This window comes from Corynebacterium kefirresidentii (genome assembly GCF_016599755.1).
Classification (GTDB): domain Bacteria; phylum Actinomycetota; class Actinomycetes; order Mycobacteriales; family Mycobacteriaceae; genus Corynebacterium; species Corynebacterium kefirresidentii.
Window position 1 is genome coordinate 1,664,776 of sequence record NZ_CP067012.1, and the last position, 17,803, is coordinate 1,682,578.

Annotated in this window: 15 protein-coding genes; 7 read left to right on the forward strand and 8 right to left on the reverse strand. The window is 59.3% G+C overall.

What is annotated here, in order from left to right:
* Nucleotides 1-94: 94 nt before the first annotated feature.
* The 3 genes from putP to I6I12_RS07995 are packed head-to-tail and all read left to right on the forward strand — an operon-like array spanning nucleotide 95 to nucleotide 2,770.
* The gene (gene putP, locus I6I12_RS07985) at nucleotides 95-1,660 is read left to right on the forward strand and encodes a sodium/proline symporter PutP (RefSeq protein ID WP_023021794.1); all 1,566 of its coding nucleotides are present in this window, start codon (nucleotides 95-97) and stop codon (nucleotides 1,658-1,660) included.
* 37 nt (nucleotides 1,661-1,697) lie between these two features.
* A complete protein-coding gene (locus I6I12_RS07990; RefSeq protein ID WP_023021795.1) occupies nucleotides 1,698-2,276 on the forward strand; it encodes an HNH endonuclease family protein in 579 nt (192 codons plus the stop codon).
* A gap of 44 nt (nucleotides 2,277-2,320) precedes the next feature.
* Nucleotides 2,321-2,770: a DUF2269 domain-containing protein gene (locus tag I6I12_RS07995; protein ID WP_200287726.1), complete on the forward strand. Its 450-nt coding sequence runs from the start codon at nucleotides 2,321-2,323 to the stop codon at nucleotides 2,768-2,770.
* A 20-nt stretch (nucleotides 2,771-2,790) separates the two neighbouring features.
* On the opposite strand, the gene I6I12_RS08000 is transcribed toward I6I12_RS07995, so the two are convergent.
* Both I6I12_RS08000 and I6I12_RS08005 read right to left on the reverse strand, forming a co-directional pair.
* Nucleotides 2,791-4,017 (reverse strand): HNH endonuclease signature motif containing protein, encoded by a 1,227-nt coding sequence (locus I6I12_RS08000; RefSeq protein ID WP_023021797.1) that lies wholly within the window; start codon nucleotides 4,015-4,017, stop codon nucleotides 2,791-2,793.
* Between the two features lie 148 nt (nucleotides 4,018-4,165).
* The gene (locus I6I12_RS08005; protein ID WP_200287727.1) at nucleotides 4,166-6,025 is read right to left on the reverse strand and encodes a DEAD/DEAH box helicase; all 1,860 of its coding nucleotides are present in this window, start codon (nucleotides 6,023-6,025) and stop codon (nucleotides 4,166-4,168) included.
* Nucleotides 6,026-6,398: 373 nt separating this feature from the next.
* On the opposite strand from I6I12_RS08005, the gene I6I12_RS08010 reads away from it, so the two are divergent.
* Nucleotides 6,399-7,013 carry a hypothetical protein gene (locus I6I12_RS08010; protein ID WP_200287728.1) on the forward strand — a complete coding sequence of 205 codons (615 nt, stop codon included), beginning with the start codon at nucleotides 6,399-6,401 and terminating at the stop codon, nucleotides 7,011-7,013.
* Here the strand turns inward: I6I12_RS08010 and hutI are convergent.
* Together hutI and hutU are read right to left on the reverse strand one after the other, a co-directional pair.
* The gene (gene hutI, locus I6I12_RS08015; protein ID WP_200287729.1) at nucleotides 7,010-8,179 is read right to left on the reverse strand and encodes an imidazolonepropionase; all 1,170 of its coding nucleotides are present in this window, start codon (nucleotides 8,177-8,179) and stop codon (nucleotides 7,010-7,012) included. The genes I6I12_RS08010 and hutI overlap by 4 nt on opposite strands.
* Complete coding sequence (hutU, locus tag I6I12_RS08020; protein ID WP_086588060.1) at nucleotides 8,180-9,856, reverse strand: urocanate hydratase; 1,677 nt, start codon at nucleotides 9,854-9,856, stop codon at nucleotides 8,180-8,182. It lies immediately after the preceding gene.
* Nucleotides 9,857-10,044: 188 nt separating this feature from the next.
* Between hutU and I6I12_RS08025 the strand changes: the two genes are divergently transcribed.
* Nucleotides 10,045-10,830, forward strand: coding sequence for an SGNH/GDSL hydrolase family protein (locus I6I12_RS08025; RefSeq protein WP_234288104.1), 786 nt, complete (start codon nucleotides 10,045-10,047; stop codon nucleotides 10,828-10,830).
* On the opposite strand, the gene I6I12_RS08030 is transcribed toward I6I12_RS08025, so the two are convergent.
* The 3 genes from I6I12_RS08030 to I6I12_RS08040 form a co-directional block, all read right to left on the reverse strand.
* Complete coding sequence (locus I6I12_RS08030) at nucleotides 10,813-11,403, reverse strand: flavin reductase family protein (protein ID WP_234288105.1); 591 nt, start codon at nucleotides 11,401-11,403, stop codon at nucleotides 10,813-10,815. The two genes, I6I12_RS08025 and I6I12_RS08030, sit on opposite strands and share 18 nt — an antisense overlap.
* Before the next feature lie 73 nt (nucleotides 11,404-11,476).
* On the reverse strand, nucleotides 11,477-13,030 hold the full coding sequence (hutH, locus tag I6I12_RS08035; RefSeq protein WP_200287731.1) for a histidine ammonia-lyase: 1,554 nt from the start codon (nucleotides 13,028-13,030) through the stop codon (nucleotides 11,477-11,479).
* A gap of 78 nt (nucleotides 13,031-13,108) precedes the next feature.
* Entirely contained in the window at nucleotides 13,109-13,816 is a 708-nt protein-coding gene (locus I6I12_RS08040; RefSeq protein ID WP_200289048.1) for an IclR family transcriptional regulator, read from the reverse strand.
* A 186-nt stretch (nucleotides 13,817-14,002) separates the two neighbouring features.
* Here I6I12_RS08040 and I6I12_RS08045 point away from each other — a divergent pair, with 186 nt between their 5' ends.
* Both I6I12_RS08045 and hutG read left to right on the forward strand, forming a co-directional pair.
* The gene (locus I6I12_RS08045) at nucleotides 14,003-15,388 is read left to right on the forward strand and encodes an amino acid permease (RefSeq protein ID WP_200287733.1); all 1,386 of its coding nucleotides are present in this window, start codon (nucleotides 14,003-14,005) and stop codon (nucleotides 15,386-15,388) included.
* Nucleotides 15,389-15,399: 11 nt separating this feature from the next.
* Nucleotides 15,400-16,332, forward strand: a complete 933-nt coding sequence (hutG, locus tag I6I12_RS08050) for a formimidoylglutamase (protein WP_200287735.1) — start codon at nucleotides 15,400-15,402, stop codon at nucleotides 16,330-16,332.
* Between the two features lie 8 nt (nucleotides 16,333-16,340).
* On the opposite strand, the gene I6I12_RS08055 is transcribed toward hutG, so the two are convergent.
* Complete coding sequence (locus I6I12_RS08055; protein ID WP_200287737.1) at nucleotides 16,341-17,687, reverse strand: YjiH family protein; 1,347 nt, start codon at nucleotides 17,685-17,687, stop codon at nucleotides 16,341-16,343.
* Nucleotides 17,688-17,803: the final 116 nt, after the last annotated feature.

Consider the following 17,803-nt stretch of genomic DNA (forward strand, 5'->3'; position numbering starts at 1 on the left):
CGGAGACATGCGTCACACCTGTATTTTCGCTTGGGTTAACCTTGTGACCCCGTTAACGTGAATATGTCCTACATATCACTACAAGGAGTAAAACGTGCAAGATTCAACTTGGTACGTCATTGCGATGATCGTGTATCTCCTCGCAATGGCAGCCATTGGCTACTGGAGCTACAAACAAACCGACCAATATGACGATTATGTTTTGGGCGGCCGTGGCCTGCACCCATTCGTAGCGGCTCTTTCCGCTGGCGCATCCGATATGTCCGGCTGGCTACTCATGGGCCTGCCCGGAGCTCTATTCCTTTCCGGCATGTCCGAGCTGTGGATGGCCATCGGCCTGCTCGTCGGCTGCTGGGCTAACTGGAAGTGGGTCGCACCGCGCCTGCGTTCTTACTCGGAAATCGCGGCCAACTCCATTACCGTGCCGTCCTTCTTTGAAAACCGCCTGCACGATAAGTCCCGCCTGCTGCGCATCATCTCCGCAGCCATCATTATTTTCTTCTTTACCTTCTACGTCTCCTCCGGCATGGTTTCCGGTGGCCGCTACTTCGAGTCCACCTTCGGTGGCGACTACCTCACCGGCATGCTCGTCATCGCTGCGGTGACCATCTTCTACACTTTCGTCGGCGGCTTTTTGGCGGTGTCTTACACGGACGTCGTCCAGGGCGTTCTTATGTTCGTCGCCCTGATGATCGTGCCGATCATGGCCATTGTCTCTCTCAGCGATCCATCCTCGATCTTCTCGTTTGCCGCCAATAATCCCTATGGCACCGATGGCGTAGTAGAAAATGACAGCTACTTCTCCATGTTCGCAGGCGTATCCGCCGGCGTTATCATCGGCAACCTGGCCTGGGGCTTGGGCTACTTTGGCCAGCCGCACATCGTTGTCCGTTTCATGGCGCTGCGTAAGCCTTCCGACGCCAGCCAAGGCCGCTTCTACGGCGTGACTTGGATGGGCCTGTCCGTCATCGGCGCAATCTTCGTCGCGCTCTCTGGCACCGTTTACTTCACCCAAACCGGCCACAGCATCACCGACCAGGACAATTTCGAAACCATCTTCCTGGACATGGCACAGGCCATGATGCACCCGTTGCCCGCAGGCTTCGTCCTGACCGCGGTTCTTGCCGCCATCATGTCCACCATGTCTTCCCAGATGCTCGTCGTCTCTACTTCCCTCATCGAGGACCTCTTCCTCATCTTTGCCAAGAAGAAGCCAGGCGAACAGGTCCTCATCAACCTCTCCCGCACCGCAATCGTTGCCATCGCGGTCATTGCCGCCCTCTTGGCGATCAACCCGTCTGACTCCATCCTTGGCCTTGTGGGCTTTGCGTGGGCAGGCTTCGGTTCCGCTTTCGGCCCAATCATCTTGCTGTCCCTGTACTGGAAGCGTTTCAACGCCACCGGCGCGATTGCCGGCATGCTCACCGGCGCCATCGTAGCCATCGGCTGGGGCATGTCTCCGCTTTCCGATACCCTCTACGAGATGGTTCCTGGCTTCTTCCTGGCCCTCATTGTGGCGGTCATCGTCACCAAGCTCACCAAGGAGCCAGCACCGGAAGTTGTTAGCGAGTTTGAAGAGGCCACCAAGCTGGCCAAGCTCGTGGAAAATGACTCCAGCCTCGACTTCGAGGAGGCCGCGGAAAAGGTCACCGATAAATAATCGGAACCATCACGGACTCCACGCAGTCCAATAGGACATGAAGTCCTATTATCTGGCCGCGCTATCATGCGTCACCGTCCTTATCGGCGCATGGTATGCGTGGCCTTTTCCACGTTTTGAGGTCGATACCGTAGCTGCACGCCCTAACGCCGCTGGTTACAATCGCGATGATTTCGGCATCTGGCAGCCCCACGGTGCCTGTAGCACCCGCGAGGCCATTCTGGAAAGCCAGGCCAGCGATCCCCTCCACGATTGCCATGCCCGCAGTGGGACCGTCTATGACCCTTATAGTGGCACCACCATTCCTGCCACTTCACCCATAGAGATCGACCACATCTTTCCGCTCTCCGCGGCCTATGACATGGGCGCTTCCGAGTGGGACCGCGAGACCAAAGTGCGCTTTGGCAACGATCCGCTCAATCTCGTAGCCACCAGCCGCAAGCTCAACCAAGAAAAGTCAGATGCTCTTCCTGCCGAATGGCTTCCGCCGACCAACCGCTGCGAATATTCTCGCCGCCTCGCAGACATCGCCCGCAAGTACTCGCTTCCGCTCCCTTCCGCGGACGTGCGCGCCATGCAAAGGCAATGTCGGATAGCCCTACTCACCGGAAATTGATTAGGGTAAATGTGGCAACTTTCCGCGATTGAAGGGTTCTTTCAATGACTACTTTCCTTGTATTCCTCCACGTGGCTGCAGCTATTCTCTTAATCGGTCCAGTCTGCGTATCTACCTCCAGCTTCCAGACGCAGATGGCAAAGGCAGCACAAGGTGAGCACGCAGCACTAGGCTCCGCCCTCGTTCTGCATAACATAACCAATACCTATGGCTACATTTCCGCTATTGTGCCTATCCTCGGGCTCGGCGTATTTCTCTCCGATATCAGCGCCTACAAGTCCGAGGTAAACTTCCACATCGCCATCTTGGTTGCCATCGTCGCGTGGTGCTTGCTCTTCTTCGTCATCATCCCTAAGCAGAAGAAGGCAATGGCCTCCCTCGAGTCAAACGAAACCTTTGACTACGCGGCGGCAAAGAAGCCACTGTCCGCGTTCGGTGGCGTATTTAACCTCCTATGGATCATCTGCCTAATCCTGATGTACGTCCACTTCTAATTGGTCTTCTAGAAGGCCATCTACTCTTCCGGGACAGTTTCTTCGCTGTCCCGTTTCTCGTTTTCCAGCTCTTCTTTCAATCTCTGTGCATCCTCGTGCGCATTGTGCCGACGCCGCTGTGTCGCCTGCGCCACCGTCTGCGCCCACCTCCGATTTTTCGCTGCGAGTGGCCCGCTAGCTTCGTCATAGACCCACGTGGAATCCTCAAAAAGCCAGACTATGTCCCCACTAATCGGATCCTTTATATAAAAGGCCCGCCCATCAGTCTTGATGTTGTGGTGATGTTGGCATAGGCACGCAAGATTGGCCGCCGCCGTAGGCCCTCCTTCGGCAAAGTCGTGTCGATGGTCCATCTGGGAAGCCATTGCTGGCCGCGTGCAGCCGGGCCATCGGCAGGTTCCGTCGAGTCCTTCCACAAAGGCACGGATATGGGGCGGCGTTACGTAGTTTCCACTTTCGTCCTGTGCTGCCTTTTCCATATCGCGGACGGTTGTCGCCCGCTTTTGCATGTCGTCGGCAACCTCTGGCGAGACCCAACCCAAACTTTGAACGAAGGCTGGCGCATCAGGAAGATCGCAGCGGTACATATTGAGCACCACCTTCGCCTTGGCTTCAGCCTTGCCGGTGAGCAGAGCAACTGCCGCTTGGGCCAAGGAAATGTCCTTCTCCGTAGCCACGCTGCGGATATTTCGGTCAATGATTTCGGCGGTTTCTAGGCCCACGTCGAGGCATACTGCGGCCCACTCCCCTCCCGTGGGCTCGAGATTATAGGACTCCTTCCGACGTGGATCGCGCGCGGCGATAGTGGGATCGAGGCGGACAATAAGCTCCCGCAACTTACGCCGCAGGTTGCGATGGGACGGCAATTTTTGGTTGGGGCGCTTGGGGGTGAGGTAGGTGGTTAATTCGGCGTCGATAAGCAGCCGTTTATCGGCGTCAATCTCCCCTAGCTTGGAAAGTGTCTGGTCGATAGTAATTAAGCGGTCTAAATCTAGGTGGTAGAGCTCTTCCTGCCGCGCTTGAAGGTGTGGTAGCTCCTTTAAGCGCTCAAAGGCGAAGATAATATTTCTAATTCGAGACTGCCGCGTACCAGTAAGGTCCGACAACGATTGGCTGATGATTTCGATATCCTCATCCGGATCTGGATGCAGGCGCCTCCATAACAAGTATTCGGCCTTGCGTATGGTTGTAGCTGCTCGTGAGGTTGAATTTTGTGAATTGGTATTGGCAAAGTAGGGCGCATTCATAGACTTCCCCCGCAGAAGTTTCCCTAGAACATGTTTGCGCTTTTAGTATATAAAATCGCTCCGACACGCTACCCCCGTTTATAGTAAAACTGCTGGTCACAGGGCACGAAAAAATGGGCCTCCGAAGAGGCCCATTGAGTCGAAAAATTTAGTCGCGCCAGCGTCCGCCGCGCTTGCGTCCACCGCCGTGATCACGGCGTGGTGGTCGGCCGGTGTCCTTTTGAATATTGATGAGCTGGCCGGAAATGCGCGTATCTTTTAGGCGCTTGAGCACATCTGGATCCAAATTCTTCGGCAGGTCCACCAAGGTGTGGCCTACCGCGATGGTGATGCGGCCGAAGTCCTTAGCGGACAAGCCACCTTCGTTGGCAATGGCGCCAACGATAGCGCCAGGCCGCACATTCTGCCGCTTGCCGACGTCCAACCGGTACGTCTCAAAATCCCCATCGGGTCGTTTCGGTCCACGGCCCTTGCCGCCGCCCTTGAAATCACGGTCGCGCTTACGATCGTCCCGGCGATCACGCTTGGGCTTTGGTAGCGGCTTATCCTCCATGAGGAAGTTCTTGCCGCCTTGCAGCATGACAGCGAGGGCTGCGGCGATGTCGTCCATGGCCGCGTTGTTGTCCTCGGAGTACTTGCGCACCAAGGAGCGGAAGAAGTCCGCCTGCTTATTGTCCATGGAGTTGCTAATGGACTGCGCGAACTTTTCCTTGCGCTTTTCATTGACCTCGTCGACAGACGGCAGATCCATCTCTTCCAATCGGGCGTTAGTAACGCGCTCAATGGATCGCAGCATGCGCCGCTCGCGAGGAGTGACGAATAGGATCGCCTCGCCGGACCTGCCAGCACGGCCGGTGCGGCCGATGCGGTGCACGTAGGACTCGGTGTCGTTAGGAATGTCGAAGTTAACCACGTGGGTGATGCGATCGACGTCGAGGCCACGAGCGGCAACATCGGTAGCCACGAGGATGTCCAGACGGCCATCCTTGAGCTGATCGACGGTACGCTCGCGCTGCGCCTGCGCAATATCACCGTTGATGGCGGCGGCGCTAAAACCGCGGTCCCGCAAGGTCTGGGCTACCTCTTCGGTCTCGTGCTTCGTGCGGCAAAAGACGATGATGGCATCATAATTAATGACCTCAAGGATGCGGGTGAAGGCATCCATCTTCGCGCGATGCGGGATAAGAAGGAAGCGCTGCGTGATGTTGTCATTGGTGCGGCGCTCGGACTTCACCGTGACCTCGGCAGGGTTGTCGAGGTAGCGCTTAGACAGGCGACGGATAGCGTTCGGCATGGTGGCCGAGAAAAGCGCCACCTGCTTGCGGTCCGGGGTATCCTCCAAGATGCGCTCAACGTCTTCCTGGAAGCCCATGTTCAGCATCTCATCGGCCTCATCAAGGACAAGGAACTGCAGCTGAGACAGGTCCAGCGAGCCCTTCTCCAAGTGGTCGATGACGCGGCCTGGGGTACCCACGATGACCTGCGCACCGCGACGCAGCCCGGACAGCTGAATGCCGTAGGCCTGGCCGCCGTAGATAGGCAGTACCTCGACGCCCTTGAGAGATTCGGCGAAGGACTGGAAGGAGTCTGCCACCTGCAGGGCCAGCTCACGGGTTGGCGCGAGCACAAGTGCCTGCGGGTGACGGGCCTTGGCATCAATTTGCGACAGAACCGGCAGCGCGAAGGCCGCGGTTTTGCCGGTACCGGTCTGGGCAAGGCCGACTACGTCGCGGCCTTCCATCAAGATCGGGATGGTTTCTTCTTGAATGGGGGACGGCTTGGTAAAGCCTACTTTCGCAACGGCTTCCAGAATCTTCTCTGGCAGGCCAAGATGCGCGAACCCCTGGGAATTGTCGTTGGCCGAGTCTTGAGACTCAGCGCCGGTGTCCTCAGAAGTATTCGCAGCCCTGGTGTCCTTGGTGACACCTTGCGAGTTGTCCTGAGATTCCGACTTTTTAAAATCTTCCGGCTCGTTGACGCCGCCGGTGGCGTTATCGGTAATGCTCATTGCTTCACCAACCCTACGCGATTGCGGCTATAAACTCCATTGCGCAGCTCCTAGATTTTCCTAGCCCAGATTTCCTGCCCTGTTCGAAGCAGTTCGAAAACACCGAAGTGTGGTGTCGGGGCGGTCTTCTACTGTGCAGCCTATGAGTCATCCACGCCCACGATTCCTTGACGACCAAGCACGTATCCGTGCCAAGCTAAGTTCTTATCCAGGGTTCAGCACGGAACTGGACCCGCCGGTAGACCTTTATCTGTCCTCGCTGTCTACGGGCCTGATCTATCCCCCTAGGCGCAGCCCTCGGCCACAGAGCGGAGGGTATGTACACATTACAGACCGGCGTTTTCATCTAAACCCCGTCTTTCGCATAACCGGGGTGGAGGATAATTTTGAATTTTATGTGGTGGAGCTAGATCCAGTGCGCTTTCACCGCACGGAATACGCCGCACGCCCAAAGCTTCTTAGCCTCGGCAGCGTGGTGGACAACGAGAACACAACCTACTTTCCGGTGGAGTTTGATTTCGCACCCCGTGGCAAGTTTGTGACCTTTAGTGCCGTCGATAAGCCTAAGATAGGCCACCTATACTCCTGCTTTACTTCACGGCCTCGGCACCCTTTATGCCTGCGCATAGAATCCACGGAGGACAAAAATGGGCTGGTGCGTGCCCAAGTGAGCGAGGTCTATAGCGATTTTGAACGCGGAGAAAGAAAAGGACCGCGAAAGGACTATGGGCCCGACAACCTCCCCTACCGGCCACCGGCTATCACCCGCAGGGACGTAGAGATAGAGCTAGGGCGCTTTCGTCGCCTCTACGACCCAGAGTCGTGGACTGTCCACGGTGCACAAGACGAAGAAACCCTCTTTATGGTGGAAGATCCGGATGGATCGCGCGCAGTCTTTATCGGCAAGAAGGATGCGTGGCTACATATGACAAAAGAAAAAGGCCGCCGGCTATATCAGATAGCGGCGACCTTTCTAGAAGAGCGCTAGGCTCCGGCGATAAAGGTGCGATAGCTCAGCGGCATGCCTGGGCGGTAGGCCAAATGCACGGCGCTGGGGGCGTCGAGCACGTGCAGGTCGGCGGCGGCGCCTTCCACGATGGTGCCCTTAGCGGGTCGGCCCTGCGGGTCGAGACCATTGCCCACGTTGTGGCGGCGCAGAGCGGTCGCCCCGCCGGTGGTCGCCGCGTGGATAGCCTCATCGACGGACAGGTACTGCTGGAGGACCGCGGTGGTCACGCAGTAGTTCATCGAGGAGGTATAGGACGTGCCGGGGTTGAGGTTGGAGGCGATGGCGAGGATTGCGCCGGCGTCGAGAAGCTTGCGGCCTGGGGCTAGCGGCTCGCGGGTGGACAGATCGCAAGCCGGCAGCATCGTGGCCACGGTATCGGAGTTAGCCAGCAGTTCTACGTCCTCGTCGCTCAAGTGATTGACGTGGTCTACCGAGGCCGCACCCAACTCCACGGCTAGGGCCACGCCTGGGCCTTCGCCCAGCTGATTGCCATGCACGCGCAGGCCAAGGCCTAGCTTCTTACCGGCTTCCAGTACGCGCCGGGATTGTTCCTCGTTGAAGGCTCCACGCTCGCAGAAGACGTCGATCCACTGCACATAGGGAGCGACGCCCTCGAGCATCGGGCCAACGACTTCGTCGAGGTAGTCTTCCGCGTCTGCCCCTGGCGGCACCAAGTGGGCGCCAAGGAACGTCACGTCATCTACGTGGCGGGACGCGACCTTAGCGGCCTCTACCTCGGACTCGGTGTTGAGGCCGTAGCCCGTCTTGGTCTCGAAGGTGGTGGTGCCGCCGCGACGACCAGCGGCCACGCGATCTGCCACCAGCTTGTCTAGGCGGTCGGTGCCGGCCTGGCGGGTGGCGTCCATGGTTACGGCGATGCCGCCAGCCTCATAGGAACCGCCGGAGATGCGGGCCTCAAACTCAGCGGAGCGGTCACCGTCGAAGACCATGTGGGTGTGCGAATCGACCCATCCCGGCAGGACGGCGCGGCCACCCAGGTCCACCTTCTCATCGGCGGCCGGCGCTTCGGATGCCGGGCCAATCCAGGAGATGGTGCCGGATTCGGCTACCAGGGCGGCGTCGTTAAGCGTGCCGCGCTCGCTGACCGTACGGAGTTCTGAAATTCCGGTAAAAAGTGTGCTCATCTAGTCCCTTGCCTTGAATTCCATTGGAATGCGGACGCCGCGCTCATCGGCGACCTCCTTTGCGCGAGTGTAGCCGGAATCAACGTGGCGGATAACGCCCATGCCCGGGTCATTGGTCAGCACCGCGCGCAGCTTAGCCGCAGCAAGCTCGGTGCCGTCCGCAACGGTAACCTGACCGGCGTGGATGGAACGGCCCATGCCTACGCCGCCGCCGTGGTGCAAAGATACCCAGGTAGCACCGGAGGACACAGCGGTCATGGCGTTGAGCAGCGGCCAGTCGGCCACGGCATCGGTGCCATCGAGCATGGCTTCGGTCTCACGGTACGGGGAGGCCACGGAGCCGGAGTCCAGGTGGTCGCGGCCGATGACAATAGGAGCCTTGATCTTGCCCTCGCGCACCAGGTCATTGAAGAGCAGGCCGGCCTTGTGGCGCTCGTTATAGCCGAGCCAGCAAATGCGTGCCGGCAGGCCCTCGAATTCGACGTACTCCTCAGCGGCATCGAGCCAGTTGTGCAGGTGCTCGTTATCCGGGAAGAGCTCCTTGAGCGCTTGGTCGGTGACCTTGATGTCCTCTGGGTCACCGGACAGAGCGGCCCAGCGGAACGGTCCTAGGCCCTCGCAGAAGAGTGGGCGGATATAAGCCGGGACGAAGCCTGGGAATTCGAAAGCGCGCTGGTAGCCAGCCTTACGGGCCTCATCGCGAATGGAGTTGCCATAGTCAAAGACCTCGGCGCCCTCATCCTGGAATTCGACCATGGCCTGGACCTGGGCCGCCATGGACTCACGAGCCTTCTTGGTAAAGGTGGTCGGGTCTGCCTTGGCCTCGTTATGCCAGTCCTCCATGGTGATTTCAGAGGGCAGGTAAGACAATGGATCGTGGGCCGAGGTCTGGTCGGTGACGATGTCGACGGTAAATTCCCCGGCGCGCTGGCGGCGCAGGACCTCTGGGAATACCTCGGCGGCGTTGCCTACCAGGCCTACGGAGAGCGGCTTCTTGTTTTCCTTAGCGTCAAGAACCAGCTTGAGTGCTTCATCTAGGTCGGTGACGACCTCGTCCAGGTAGCGCTTGTGCTGGCGGCGCTTCAGGCGGGTTTCATCAACGTCCACAATGAGGCAGGCGCCACCGTTAAGGGTGACAGACAGCGGCTGTGCGCCGCCCATGCCGCCGCAGCCGCCGGTCAGGGTGAAGGTGCCGGCCAGGGTGCCGTTGAAACGCTTCTTGGCCACGGCTGCGAAGGTCTCGAAGGTGCCCTGCAGGATGCCCTGGGTAGCGATGTAAATCCAGGAGCCGGCCGTCATCTGGCCGTACATCATCAGGCCTTCATCCTCGAGCTTGCGGAAGTGCTCCCAGTTAGCCCAGTCTCCCACCAGGTTGGAGTTAGCAATAAGCACGCGCGGTGCCCACTCATTGGTCTTCCAGATGCCCACCGGCTTGCCGGACTGCACCAGCAGGGTTTCATCGGATTCGAGGTCCTTGAGGGATTCTACGATGGCGTCAAAGGCTTCCCAGCTGCGCGCTGCACGACCGGTGCCGCCGTAGACCACGAGGTCCTCGGGGCGCTCGGCAACCTCGGGGTCGAGGTTATTCATGAGCATGCGCAAGGGCGCTTCGGTCTGCCAAGACTTGGCGGACAGTTCGGTTCCGCGCGGGGCGCGTACTTCGCGTGGTTGAGACATGGCTTCCTTTCTTCGTGCTTTTTCGACGCCCTCCCAAGTCCCCTAGGCCGGTGTCCCGGGGCTGTCCCCGAGGACTTGTTCGGCGTCACATGTCATAAAGTACTGTGACCCAGCTCTGTGTACCATGCCACATGAACCCTAACTGTCTCGTATATGAGACACAGGCGGGATGATCTACGATGGCCTGCATGCGCCGGTTCATCCCCTTCCTTTCCGTGGCCCTCGTCGCCGCTTGTTCCACCCCCGCCGAGGAGCCGCAGCCACCCCACTATGTCGCCCTGGGGGATTCCTATGCGGCCATGGGCTCAACCACGCTGCCGCTGGATCCGCCCAATACCTGCGTGCGTGCGCAGGATTCCTACCCCGAGCTTGCAGCCAAGGAAATGGACGCGGAGCTCACCAACGTAGCCTGCCAGGGCGCTAGCACCCTCGATGTGCTTTCCTCGGCCGGCGAACACCCCGCCCAGGTCGACGCCCTGCGGGAAGACACCGACCTAGTGAGCCTGTCCATCGGCGGCAATGACGCCAGCTTCGTACGCCTTACCCAATGCGCCACGGATGATATCTGCCAGACGGAATCCGGCCCGCAGATAGACCTGGAAATCCGCGATCTACCCCGCCGGCTAGACAAGGTCTACGAGGAGATCCACCGCCGCTCCCCTGACGCGAAAGTCCTGGCTACTGGTTATCTTCCGCTAATTAAGCGCGGCGAGACCTGCCCCTACATAGAAAAAATCCCGGCCAGTGACCGGGAATGGTTGGCACGCTCCATCGAGCGCATCAACCAGGCGGTGCGCGAGGCCGCCGAGCGCAATGGGGCTATATACGTGCTTGCCGACGCCGCCTTAGACCACACCGCCTGCTCCTCCTCACCGTGGGTGGATTTCACGGGCCAGGAGACTAATTCCTTTCCAATGCACCCCACCCACGCGGGCCAACAGGCCATGGCCGATGCACTACGCGCTGCCCTCTAACCCGGCGCGCGCGGCGTCGTCGGAACCAGGCACGCGCATCTCGAACTTTTCTGTGACCACGGTGTAGTCAAAGTAGCCCATGCGTGCGATGGGCTTGATCTTGAGGATGTCGAGCTTGCCTTCCTCATCGATGACGGATTCATCGATATGGATGGTCTTTACATCCGCTACCACGAGGTCGATGCTGCCCACCTTGGAATTACCGGGCACGCGCAGCGTGGTTTTGTACTGGCACTCGAACTTCACCGGCGATTCTTTCACCATGGGAATGCGGTGATTGTCCGCATACTCCTTAGTAACGGAAAGGCGGTCCCACTCGCTGACGCCATAGTCAAGCACCTGGGCGGATTTATTGACTTCCTCACGCAGGTCATAGGTGGCCATATTCCACACAAACCAGCCGGTTTCCTCCGCGTTAAGCACCGTGTCCTTGCGGCGACCATCCGGGTATTGGTTGGCCGAAAACATCACCATTGGTGGATCGAAAGTGAGGTTTTGCCACTGGCTATAAGGCGCGATGTTTTCGCGGCCCTCACCGTCCACGCTGGAAAGCCAGCCAATGGGGCGCGGCACTGTGCTGGCTTTAAAAGGGGAAAACGGCAAGGGGTTGGGCTCAGATTGTGGGTGCCAAGAAATGGTCGCCATATTAATCACGCAGCTTTCCGGTAGCGTTCTCAACGGCTTCGACAAGCGCACCCTCCTTAACCAGGCGCACGGTCTCCTCGATTTCCGGCGACAGGTAGCGGTCCACACCTGGCCCCTTGACGGTCTCGCGCAGCTTGGCGATGACCGCGCCGGTTCCCTTGGCTGGGGTGCCCTCGCGCATGTCGATAGCGCGGGCGGCGGTGAGGATTTCTACGGCAAGCACGCGCTGCAGGCCATCGACGGCCTTGCGTAGCTTGCGGGCGGCGGACCAGCCCATGGATACATGGTCTTCCTGCATGGCCGAAGAAGGAATGGAATCGGCCGAAGAGGGGTTGGCTAGGCGCTTCATTTCGCTCACGATGCCGGCTTGGGCGTACTGGGCGATCATGTGGCCGGAGTCAACACCGGGGTCGTCGGCAAGAAAGGCGTTCAGCCCGCGGTTGCGCGCCGGGTCCAGGAAGCGGTCGGTGCGACGCTCAGAAATGGAGGCCAAGTCCGCGGTGACAATTGCCAGGAAGTCAAGCGCATAGGCCACCGGCGCGCCGTGGAAGTTGCCGTTAGAGACCACGCGGCCATCCTTGGTCACCACCGGGTTGTCCACCGCGGCAGCCAGCTCGCGCTCGGCCACCTGGGCGGTGTGGGTCAACGTATCGCGGAATCCGCCAGCTACCTGAGGGGCGCAGCGCACGGAGTAGGCATCCTGCACTTGGTTCTTCTTAAACTCCTCGAGCGCGGCCTCCAAGATCTCAGAGCCTTCGGCCACCTGGAGGATATTAGCCGCAGCATCGGCCTGGCCCGGATGCGGCCGCAGCAGCTGCAGGTCATCCGCGAAGACCACGAGGGTACCCAGCAGGCCTTCCACGGTCATGGCGGTGGCAATATCGGCGGTCTTTGCGGCCGCGCGCAGGTCAGTGATGGCCAAGCAGAGCTGTCCCAGCATGCCATCGGTGCCGTTGATAAGCGCTAGGCCTTCCTTCTCGCGCAGCTGCAGCGGCTCGATGCCAGCTGCGGCCAAGGCTTCGCCCGCATCCTGCAGCTCGCCGTTCACGCGCACCTCGCCCTCTCCCAACAAGGCCAGCGCACAGTGAGCAAGCGGCGCCAAATCGCCGGAACAGCCCAGCGAGCCATACTCGCGCACCACCGGCACAATGCCGGCATTAAGGGCCTTGGCATACGTTTCCACCACTACGGGGCGCACGCCGGTGCGGCCAGTGCACAAGGTGGACAGGCGCAGCAGCATCAGTGCGCGGATGACTTCTTCTTCCACTTCCGGGCCGGTACCCGCAGCGTGCGAACGCACCAGGGAAAGCTGCAGCTGGGCGCGCATCTCCTCTGGGATATGGCGGCGAGCGAGCGCGCCAAAGCCGGTGGAAATGCCATAGACCGGGGTGGGATCTTGTGCTAGTTCTTCCACGCGCTCGCGGGTAGCGGCTACCTCTTCTAGGGCTGCAGGCGCAATCTCCACCTGCGCGCCATAGCGGGCAACGGCAACAACATCCTCGATGCTCAGCGCGCCGACGTTTACGGTCACGGTGGTTGGGTAGGCGTTAGGCATGGCAAATACTCCTCTAAATAAGGGATCAACAATTGTGATGTGTCGCGCGACAGCCTAACGCGATGAATGTATGCTACCTCACTTTTTGCGATTGCGGTACATTTTGGCCGCGACCTTGTCCGATACCTCTAGCAAGGCCCGAATAGCGGCGTCCACCTTCACATCCGGCGTCCCAACCGGATACGTCACCGCCACCGCCGCTGCAGGGCGGTCCAAGTGATCCAGGATGGGCGCCGCTACAGAGGCCTGACCGCGAGTAATCTCTTCGATCTCTTGATCCCACCCGCGTGCAGCCACCAAACTCAAGCGCTTTTTCAATGCAGCAAAGCCGCTACCTCCCGCAGTATCAAAGGCGGCGCGCACCTCCGCATCAGGCAGATGCGCCAGCATCACGCGCCCGGACGCCGTTTTATGTGCCTGCAGGCGCACACCCACCTCAGTGACCAAGGAGGTAGCACCCACCGCACGCACCTCTTGCAAATACAAGATTTCCGAGCCTGCCATACGTGACAGGTGCCCCGATCCACCCACCAGCGCCGCACACTGTTCCAAATCCCGAGTGGCCATGCGCACCAAGGGCTGCTGCGTTACATAGGCCGAAGCCATGGAATACGCCGCCAGGCCCAGTCCATACGTCTTGTGCTCCGGCAAATGGGCTACAAAACCAGCATCAACCATCTCCGCCAGCAGGTGGTATGTAGACGAGCGTGGCAGGTTGAGCTCACCTTGGATGCGGGCGGCGGATATAGGGACGTCGATGGTGGACAAAAGCCTGAGGATCTCCATCGCATGACGCGCCGCTGGGACTCTGTTGGTACTCACGGAGGGCAATTTTAAGCACCACTGTGGCGCTTATCAGTGCAGCACACGGCACCAAGTCTGAAATTCCAGACAAATAAATATGTTCCATGACACACCTTGGACAAATAGAGACTTAGACTACATAAAACTTTTCATACGCTAGGAGATGCCATGTCCCAACACGGCCTTAAACACAGGCACCTGCACTTCATCGCCCTCGGATCCGCGATCGGCACCGGACTGTTTTATGGTTCAGCCGGTGCCATCCAAGCCGCTGGCCCCTCTGTCCTCGTCGTCTATCTCCTCGCCGGCGCGGTGGTGTATTTCATGCTCCGCGCCCTAGGCGAAATGGCCGTGCGCCACCCCATCACCGGCTCCTTCGCCGGCTACGCCCGCATGTTCATGGGCGGATGGGCGGGCTACATCACCGGCTGGATGTTCGCCTTTGAGATGGTCATCGTAGCGCTTGCGGACCTCACCGCCATCGGCGTTTATATGCGCTTTTGGTTCCCAGACGTCTCGCAGTGGGTTTGGGTTGCAGCCACCTTGCTCATCGTGGGCGGCGCAAACCTCGCCACCGTCAAGGCCTTCGGTGAACTGGAATTTGCCTTTACCATCATCAAGGTCGGCGCCGTACTCGCCATGATTGCCGGCGGCCTTGCGGTATTAGCCTTTGGGCTTTCTGATGCCCACACCACCGGCCCCGTCAACCTCGTCAACGACGGTGGCTTCTTCCCCAACGGCCCCACGGGCATGATCGCTTCTTTCATCCTCGTTCTCTTTGCCTTTGGCGGCACCGAAATCATCGGTGTTGCCGGCAGCGCCGCCCAGCACCCAGAAAAATCCGTACCCAAAGCAATCAATACGGTGCCCATGCGCATCCTGCTTTTCTATGTCCTTGCCATCGCCGTCATTCTCATGATCACCCCATGGCGCGAGATTACCGGCGAGCAGTCCCCCTTCGTCCAAATCTTTAATACCCTCGGCGTTTCCTGGGCTGCAGGTTTGCTCAACTTCGTGGTCATTACCGCCGCTTTATCGGCCATCAACGCCGACTTCTTCGGTGCAGGACGCGTCATCACTGGCCTTGCCCACCAAAAGCACGCCCCTAAGTTCATGTCCAAGGTAGTGCGTGGCGTACCCGTAATGACCACCATCATCCTCATCGCCACCATGATCATTGGCACCATACTCAATGCCCTCCTGCCGGAGAATGTCTTCGAGGTCATCGCCTCGCTAGCTACCTTCGCCACCGTGTTTGTCTGGCTTATGATTCTGCTGGCTCACCTGTACTCCCGGCGCGGAATGAGCACACAAGACGTAGCGAACCTCAAATACAAAGTTCCCTTCTGGCCCTATGGGCAGTACCTGTCCATCGCGTTCATCCTCATGACCTTCGGCATCATGGTCTGGCAACAGGAGTACCGCATTTCCCTCGTGGTGGGTGTCGCCTTCATCGCCATTATGACGGCGGTTTATTTCCTCACCAACCGGCACGAGGTAACACATGAGGATGAACCCACCGAAGAGCCAGAAGAACTCGTCGTTTCCGCCTAACATCGAAAACCATGAACACTGAAAAAGCTGAACTTTTCACCCCCGCCCCCGAATGGTCCGGCCGCTCCGATGGCCCGGGACCAGAGCACGCGCGCTGGCATAGCGTTATCAATCAATCCACCGACTCCCCCGCCCCCGTAACCCTTCTGGGTTTTGCCTCCGATGAGGGCGTGCTGCGCAATGGCGGCCGCCAAGGTGCAGCCGCAGGCCCGGCCGCGCTGCGAGCTGCCCTAGGTTCCTTGGCAGTCCACCATGAGCATGCGCTTGCCGACGCCGGCACGATCACCACCCAGTCCGACGACCTCGACGGCGCCCACGATGCTCTTTCCGATAAAGTGGAGGAACTCGTCGGGGCCGGCACCCTCCCCATCATCCTGGGCGGCGGGCACGAGACTGCCTTTGGCTCCCACCGTGGTCTCTACCGCGCGGTAGGCGCCACCAAGATCATCAACCTGGATGCTCACTTCGATCTGCGCCGCGCGAACCAAGCTACCTCCGGCACCCCGTTCAAGCAGATTTCGGAGCTCACCGATGACTTCGACTACACCGTGCTGGGCATCTCCCGCCCCAATAACACCGCTGTGCTTTTCGACGAGGCAGAGAGCCTGAACGTCGCCATCACCCTGGACGAGGAACTAGTCAATCTCACCCCAGCCGAGTGCGGCGAGCTTGCCGCCCGCGCCACCGAGGGCAAGGACAAGGTCCACTTGTCCATCGACCTCGATGTCCTGCCGGCATCCACCGCGCCGGGCGTATCCGCCCCGGCGTCTCTGGGCGTGAGCTATGAGCGCATCCGGGCCATGGCCATAGCTATTGCACGGACGGGCAAGCTAGCCTTGGTGGACGTCGTCGAGCTTAACCCCACCTTCGACATAGATAACCGCACCGCCAAAGCGGCGGCGCGGCTTATCGATGACATCGTCACGGCCCACATCAAGGCCTAGCTCTTAAATCAAAACAGCAGGTGAGCAATCGGCGTGGCGATAAGAATGGTCAGCGCCACGCGCTCAAACCAAATGATGACCAGGTGGGTCAGCTTCACCGGAATCTTGGTAGCCAGGATGCAGGGCACCAGCGCGGAGAAGAAGATAATGGCAGAGACTGCCACCACGCCGATGACGAACTTGAGCACCATGCTGTCGCTGCCTGCCACTGCGGTGGCGGGCAGGAACATTTCTGCAATTCCCATGGCCGCACCTTTGCCGGCTTGTACCGGCTCCGGCAGCTGCACTACCCACGCGAATGGGTAGAACAGGTAACCAATCCACTCAAAGATGGGTGTAAAGCGCGCCAGCAACAGGCCAATGAGACCCACCGACATAATGGAAGGCACAATGGCCGCCGCCATGCGGACGCCATCGCGCAAGTTCTCCCAGATGGACTCCCACAACGATGGTGCGCGTTGTAGCGCCAGCATCGCCTCGCGCCACGCGTTTTTGATGCGCGAGCCTTCTACCGGCTTTTCCGGATCTGGGTGCGCATCCGCAAAATACTCGTCCGGAATCGTCCGCAGCGGCGGAATCCGCACGGTAATGGCGGTAACCACAAAGGTCACGATGAGCGTGACAATGAAGTAGGTGCCCCAGACCTTCATCAGGTCAAGCTGCTTGGCCACGATGACCATGAAGGCCGCAGAGACCGTCGAAAAGCCTGTGGCAATAATCGCTGCCTCGCGGCCGGTATAGCTGCCCTTTTGGTAGACGCGGTCCGTGACCAAAATTCCGAGCGAATACGAGCCTACAAACGAGGCCACCGCGTCAATTGCTGAGCGCCCCGGAGTCTTCCACAGTGGCCGCATGATGGGCTGCATAAGCACGCCAACAAATTCCAGCAAACCAAAGCCAATGAGAAACGCGAGGAAAGCACCGCCAATCGGCACGATAAGGCCTACCGGAGTGGCAATGGAGTTCCACAAGAATGGCACTAGGTCCTCGTCACCGAGCACCCACGGCAGCGCGTCGATGACCATCAGGAACGACACCACCGCGCCCACAATATTGAGCACCGCGAAGACTGCCTGAAGCACGCTTTCTTTAAACGCGCCGGTAGTAAAACTGCGCACCGTTCCGTACACGGCCAGGGCGAAGATAATCCACGGCACCGCCTGCGGAATCCCCTCACGCACCATGGTGACCATGTGGTCCAAAGGAATGGAGCGCTTATCCTGATACGTCACCGGCAGGAAGAATACGAACGCGCCAATCGCGCTATATAAAAAGAGTTTCCACCGTCCCCCAGGCTGCGGGATTTCCCCGTCATGGCTCTGGATGGAGGAGTAAACCGATTCGGTAGAAGTCACAGTAAAACCGTCTCCTCAAGCTTGCCTACAAAAATCAAGCCCGCGTGACAGCCTTACGCGAACATTGGGGACATGTTATCTAAGTAACAGCTCACTGTCTAGACGTTTTCGAGATC

What these genes read in the sequence shown, in the direction of transcription:
- I6I12_RS07995 (WP_200287726.1), top strand. Translation starts at nt 2,321, where the DNA reads ATGACTACTTTCCTTGTATTCCTCCACGTGGCTGCAGCTATTCTCTTA.
- I6I12_RS07990 (WP_023021795.1), top strand. Translation starts at nt 1,698, where the DNA reads ATGAAGTCCTATTATCTGGCCGCGCTATCATGCGTCACCGTCCTTATC.
- hutH (WP_200287731.1), bottom strand. Translation starts at nt 13,030, where the DNA reads ATGCCTAACGCCTACCCAACCACCGTGACCGTAAACGTCGGCGCGCTG.
- hutI (WP_200287729.1), bottom strand. Translation starts at nt 8,179, where the DNA reads ATGAGCACACTTTTTACCGGAATTTCAGAACTCCGTACGGTCAGCGAG.
- I6I12_RS08045 (WP_200287733.1), top strand. Translation starts at nt 14,003, where the DNA reads ATGTCCCAACACGGCCTTAAACACAGGCACCTGCACTTCATCGCCCTC.
- hutG (WP_200287735.1), top strand. Translation starts at nt 15,400, where the DNA reads ATGAACACTGAAAAAGCTGAACTTTTCACCCCCGCCCCCGAATGGTCC.
- I6I12_RS08000 (WP_023021797.1), bottom strand. Translation starts at nt 4,017, where the DNA reads ATGAATGCGCCCTACTTTGCCAATACCAATTCACAAAATTCAACCTCA.
- I6I12_RS08040 (WP_200289048.1), bottom strand. Translation starts at nt 13,816, where the DNA reads ATGGAGATCCTCAGGCTTTTGTCCACCATCGACGTCCCTATATCCGCC.
- I6I12_RS08025 (WP_234288104.1), top strand. Translation starts at nt 10,045, where the DNA reads ATGCGCCGGTTCATCCCCTTCCTTTCCGTGGCCCTCGTCGCCGCTTGT.
- hutU (WP_086588060.1), bottom strand. Translation starts at nt 9,856, where the DNA reads ATGTCTCAACCACGCGAAGTACGCGCCCCGCGCGGAACCGAACTGTCC.
- I6I12_RS08005 (WP_200287727.1), bottom strand. Translation starts at nt 6,025, where the DNA reads ATGAGCATTACCGATAACGCCACCGGCGGCGTCAACGAGCCGGAAGAT.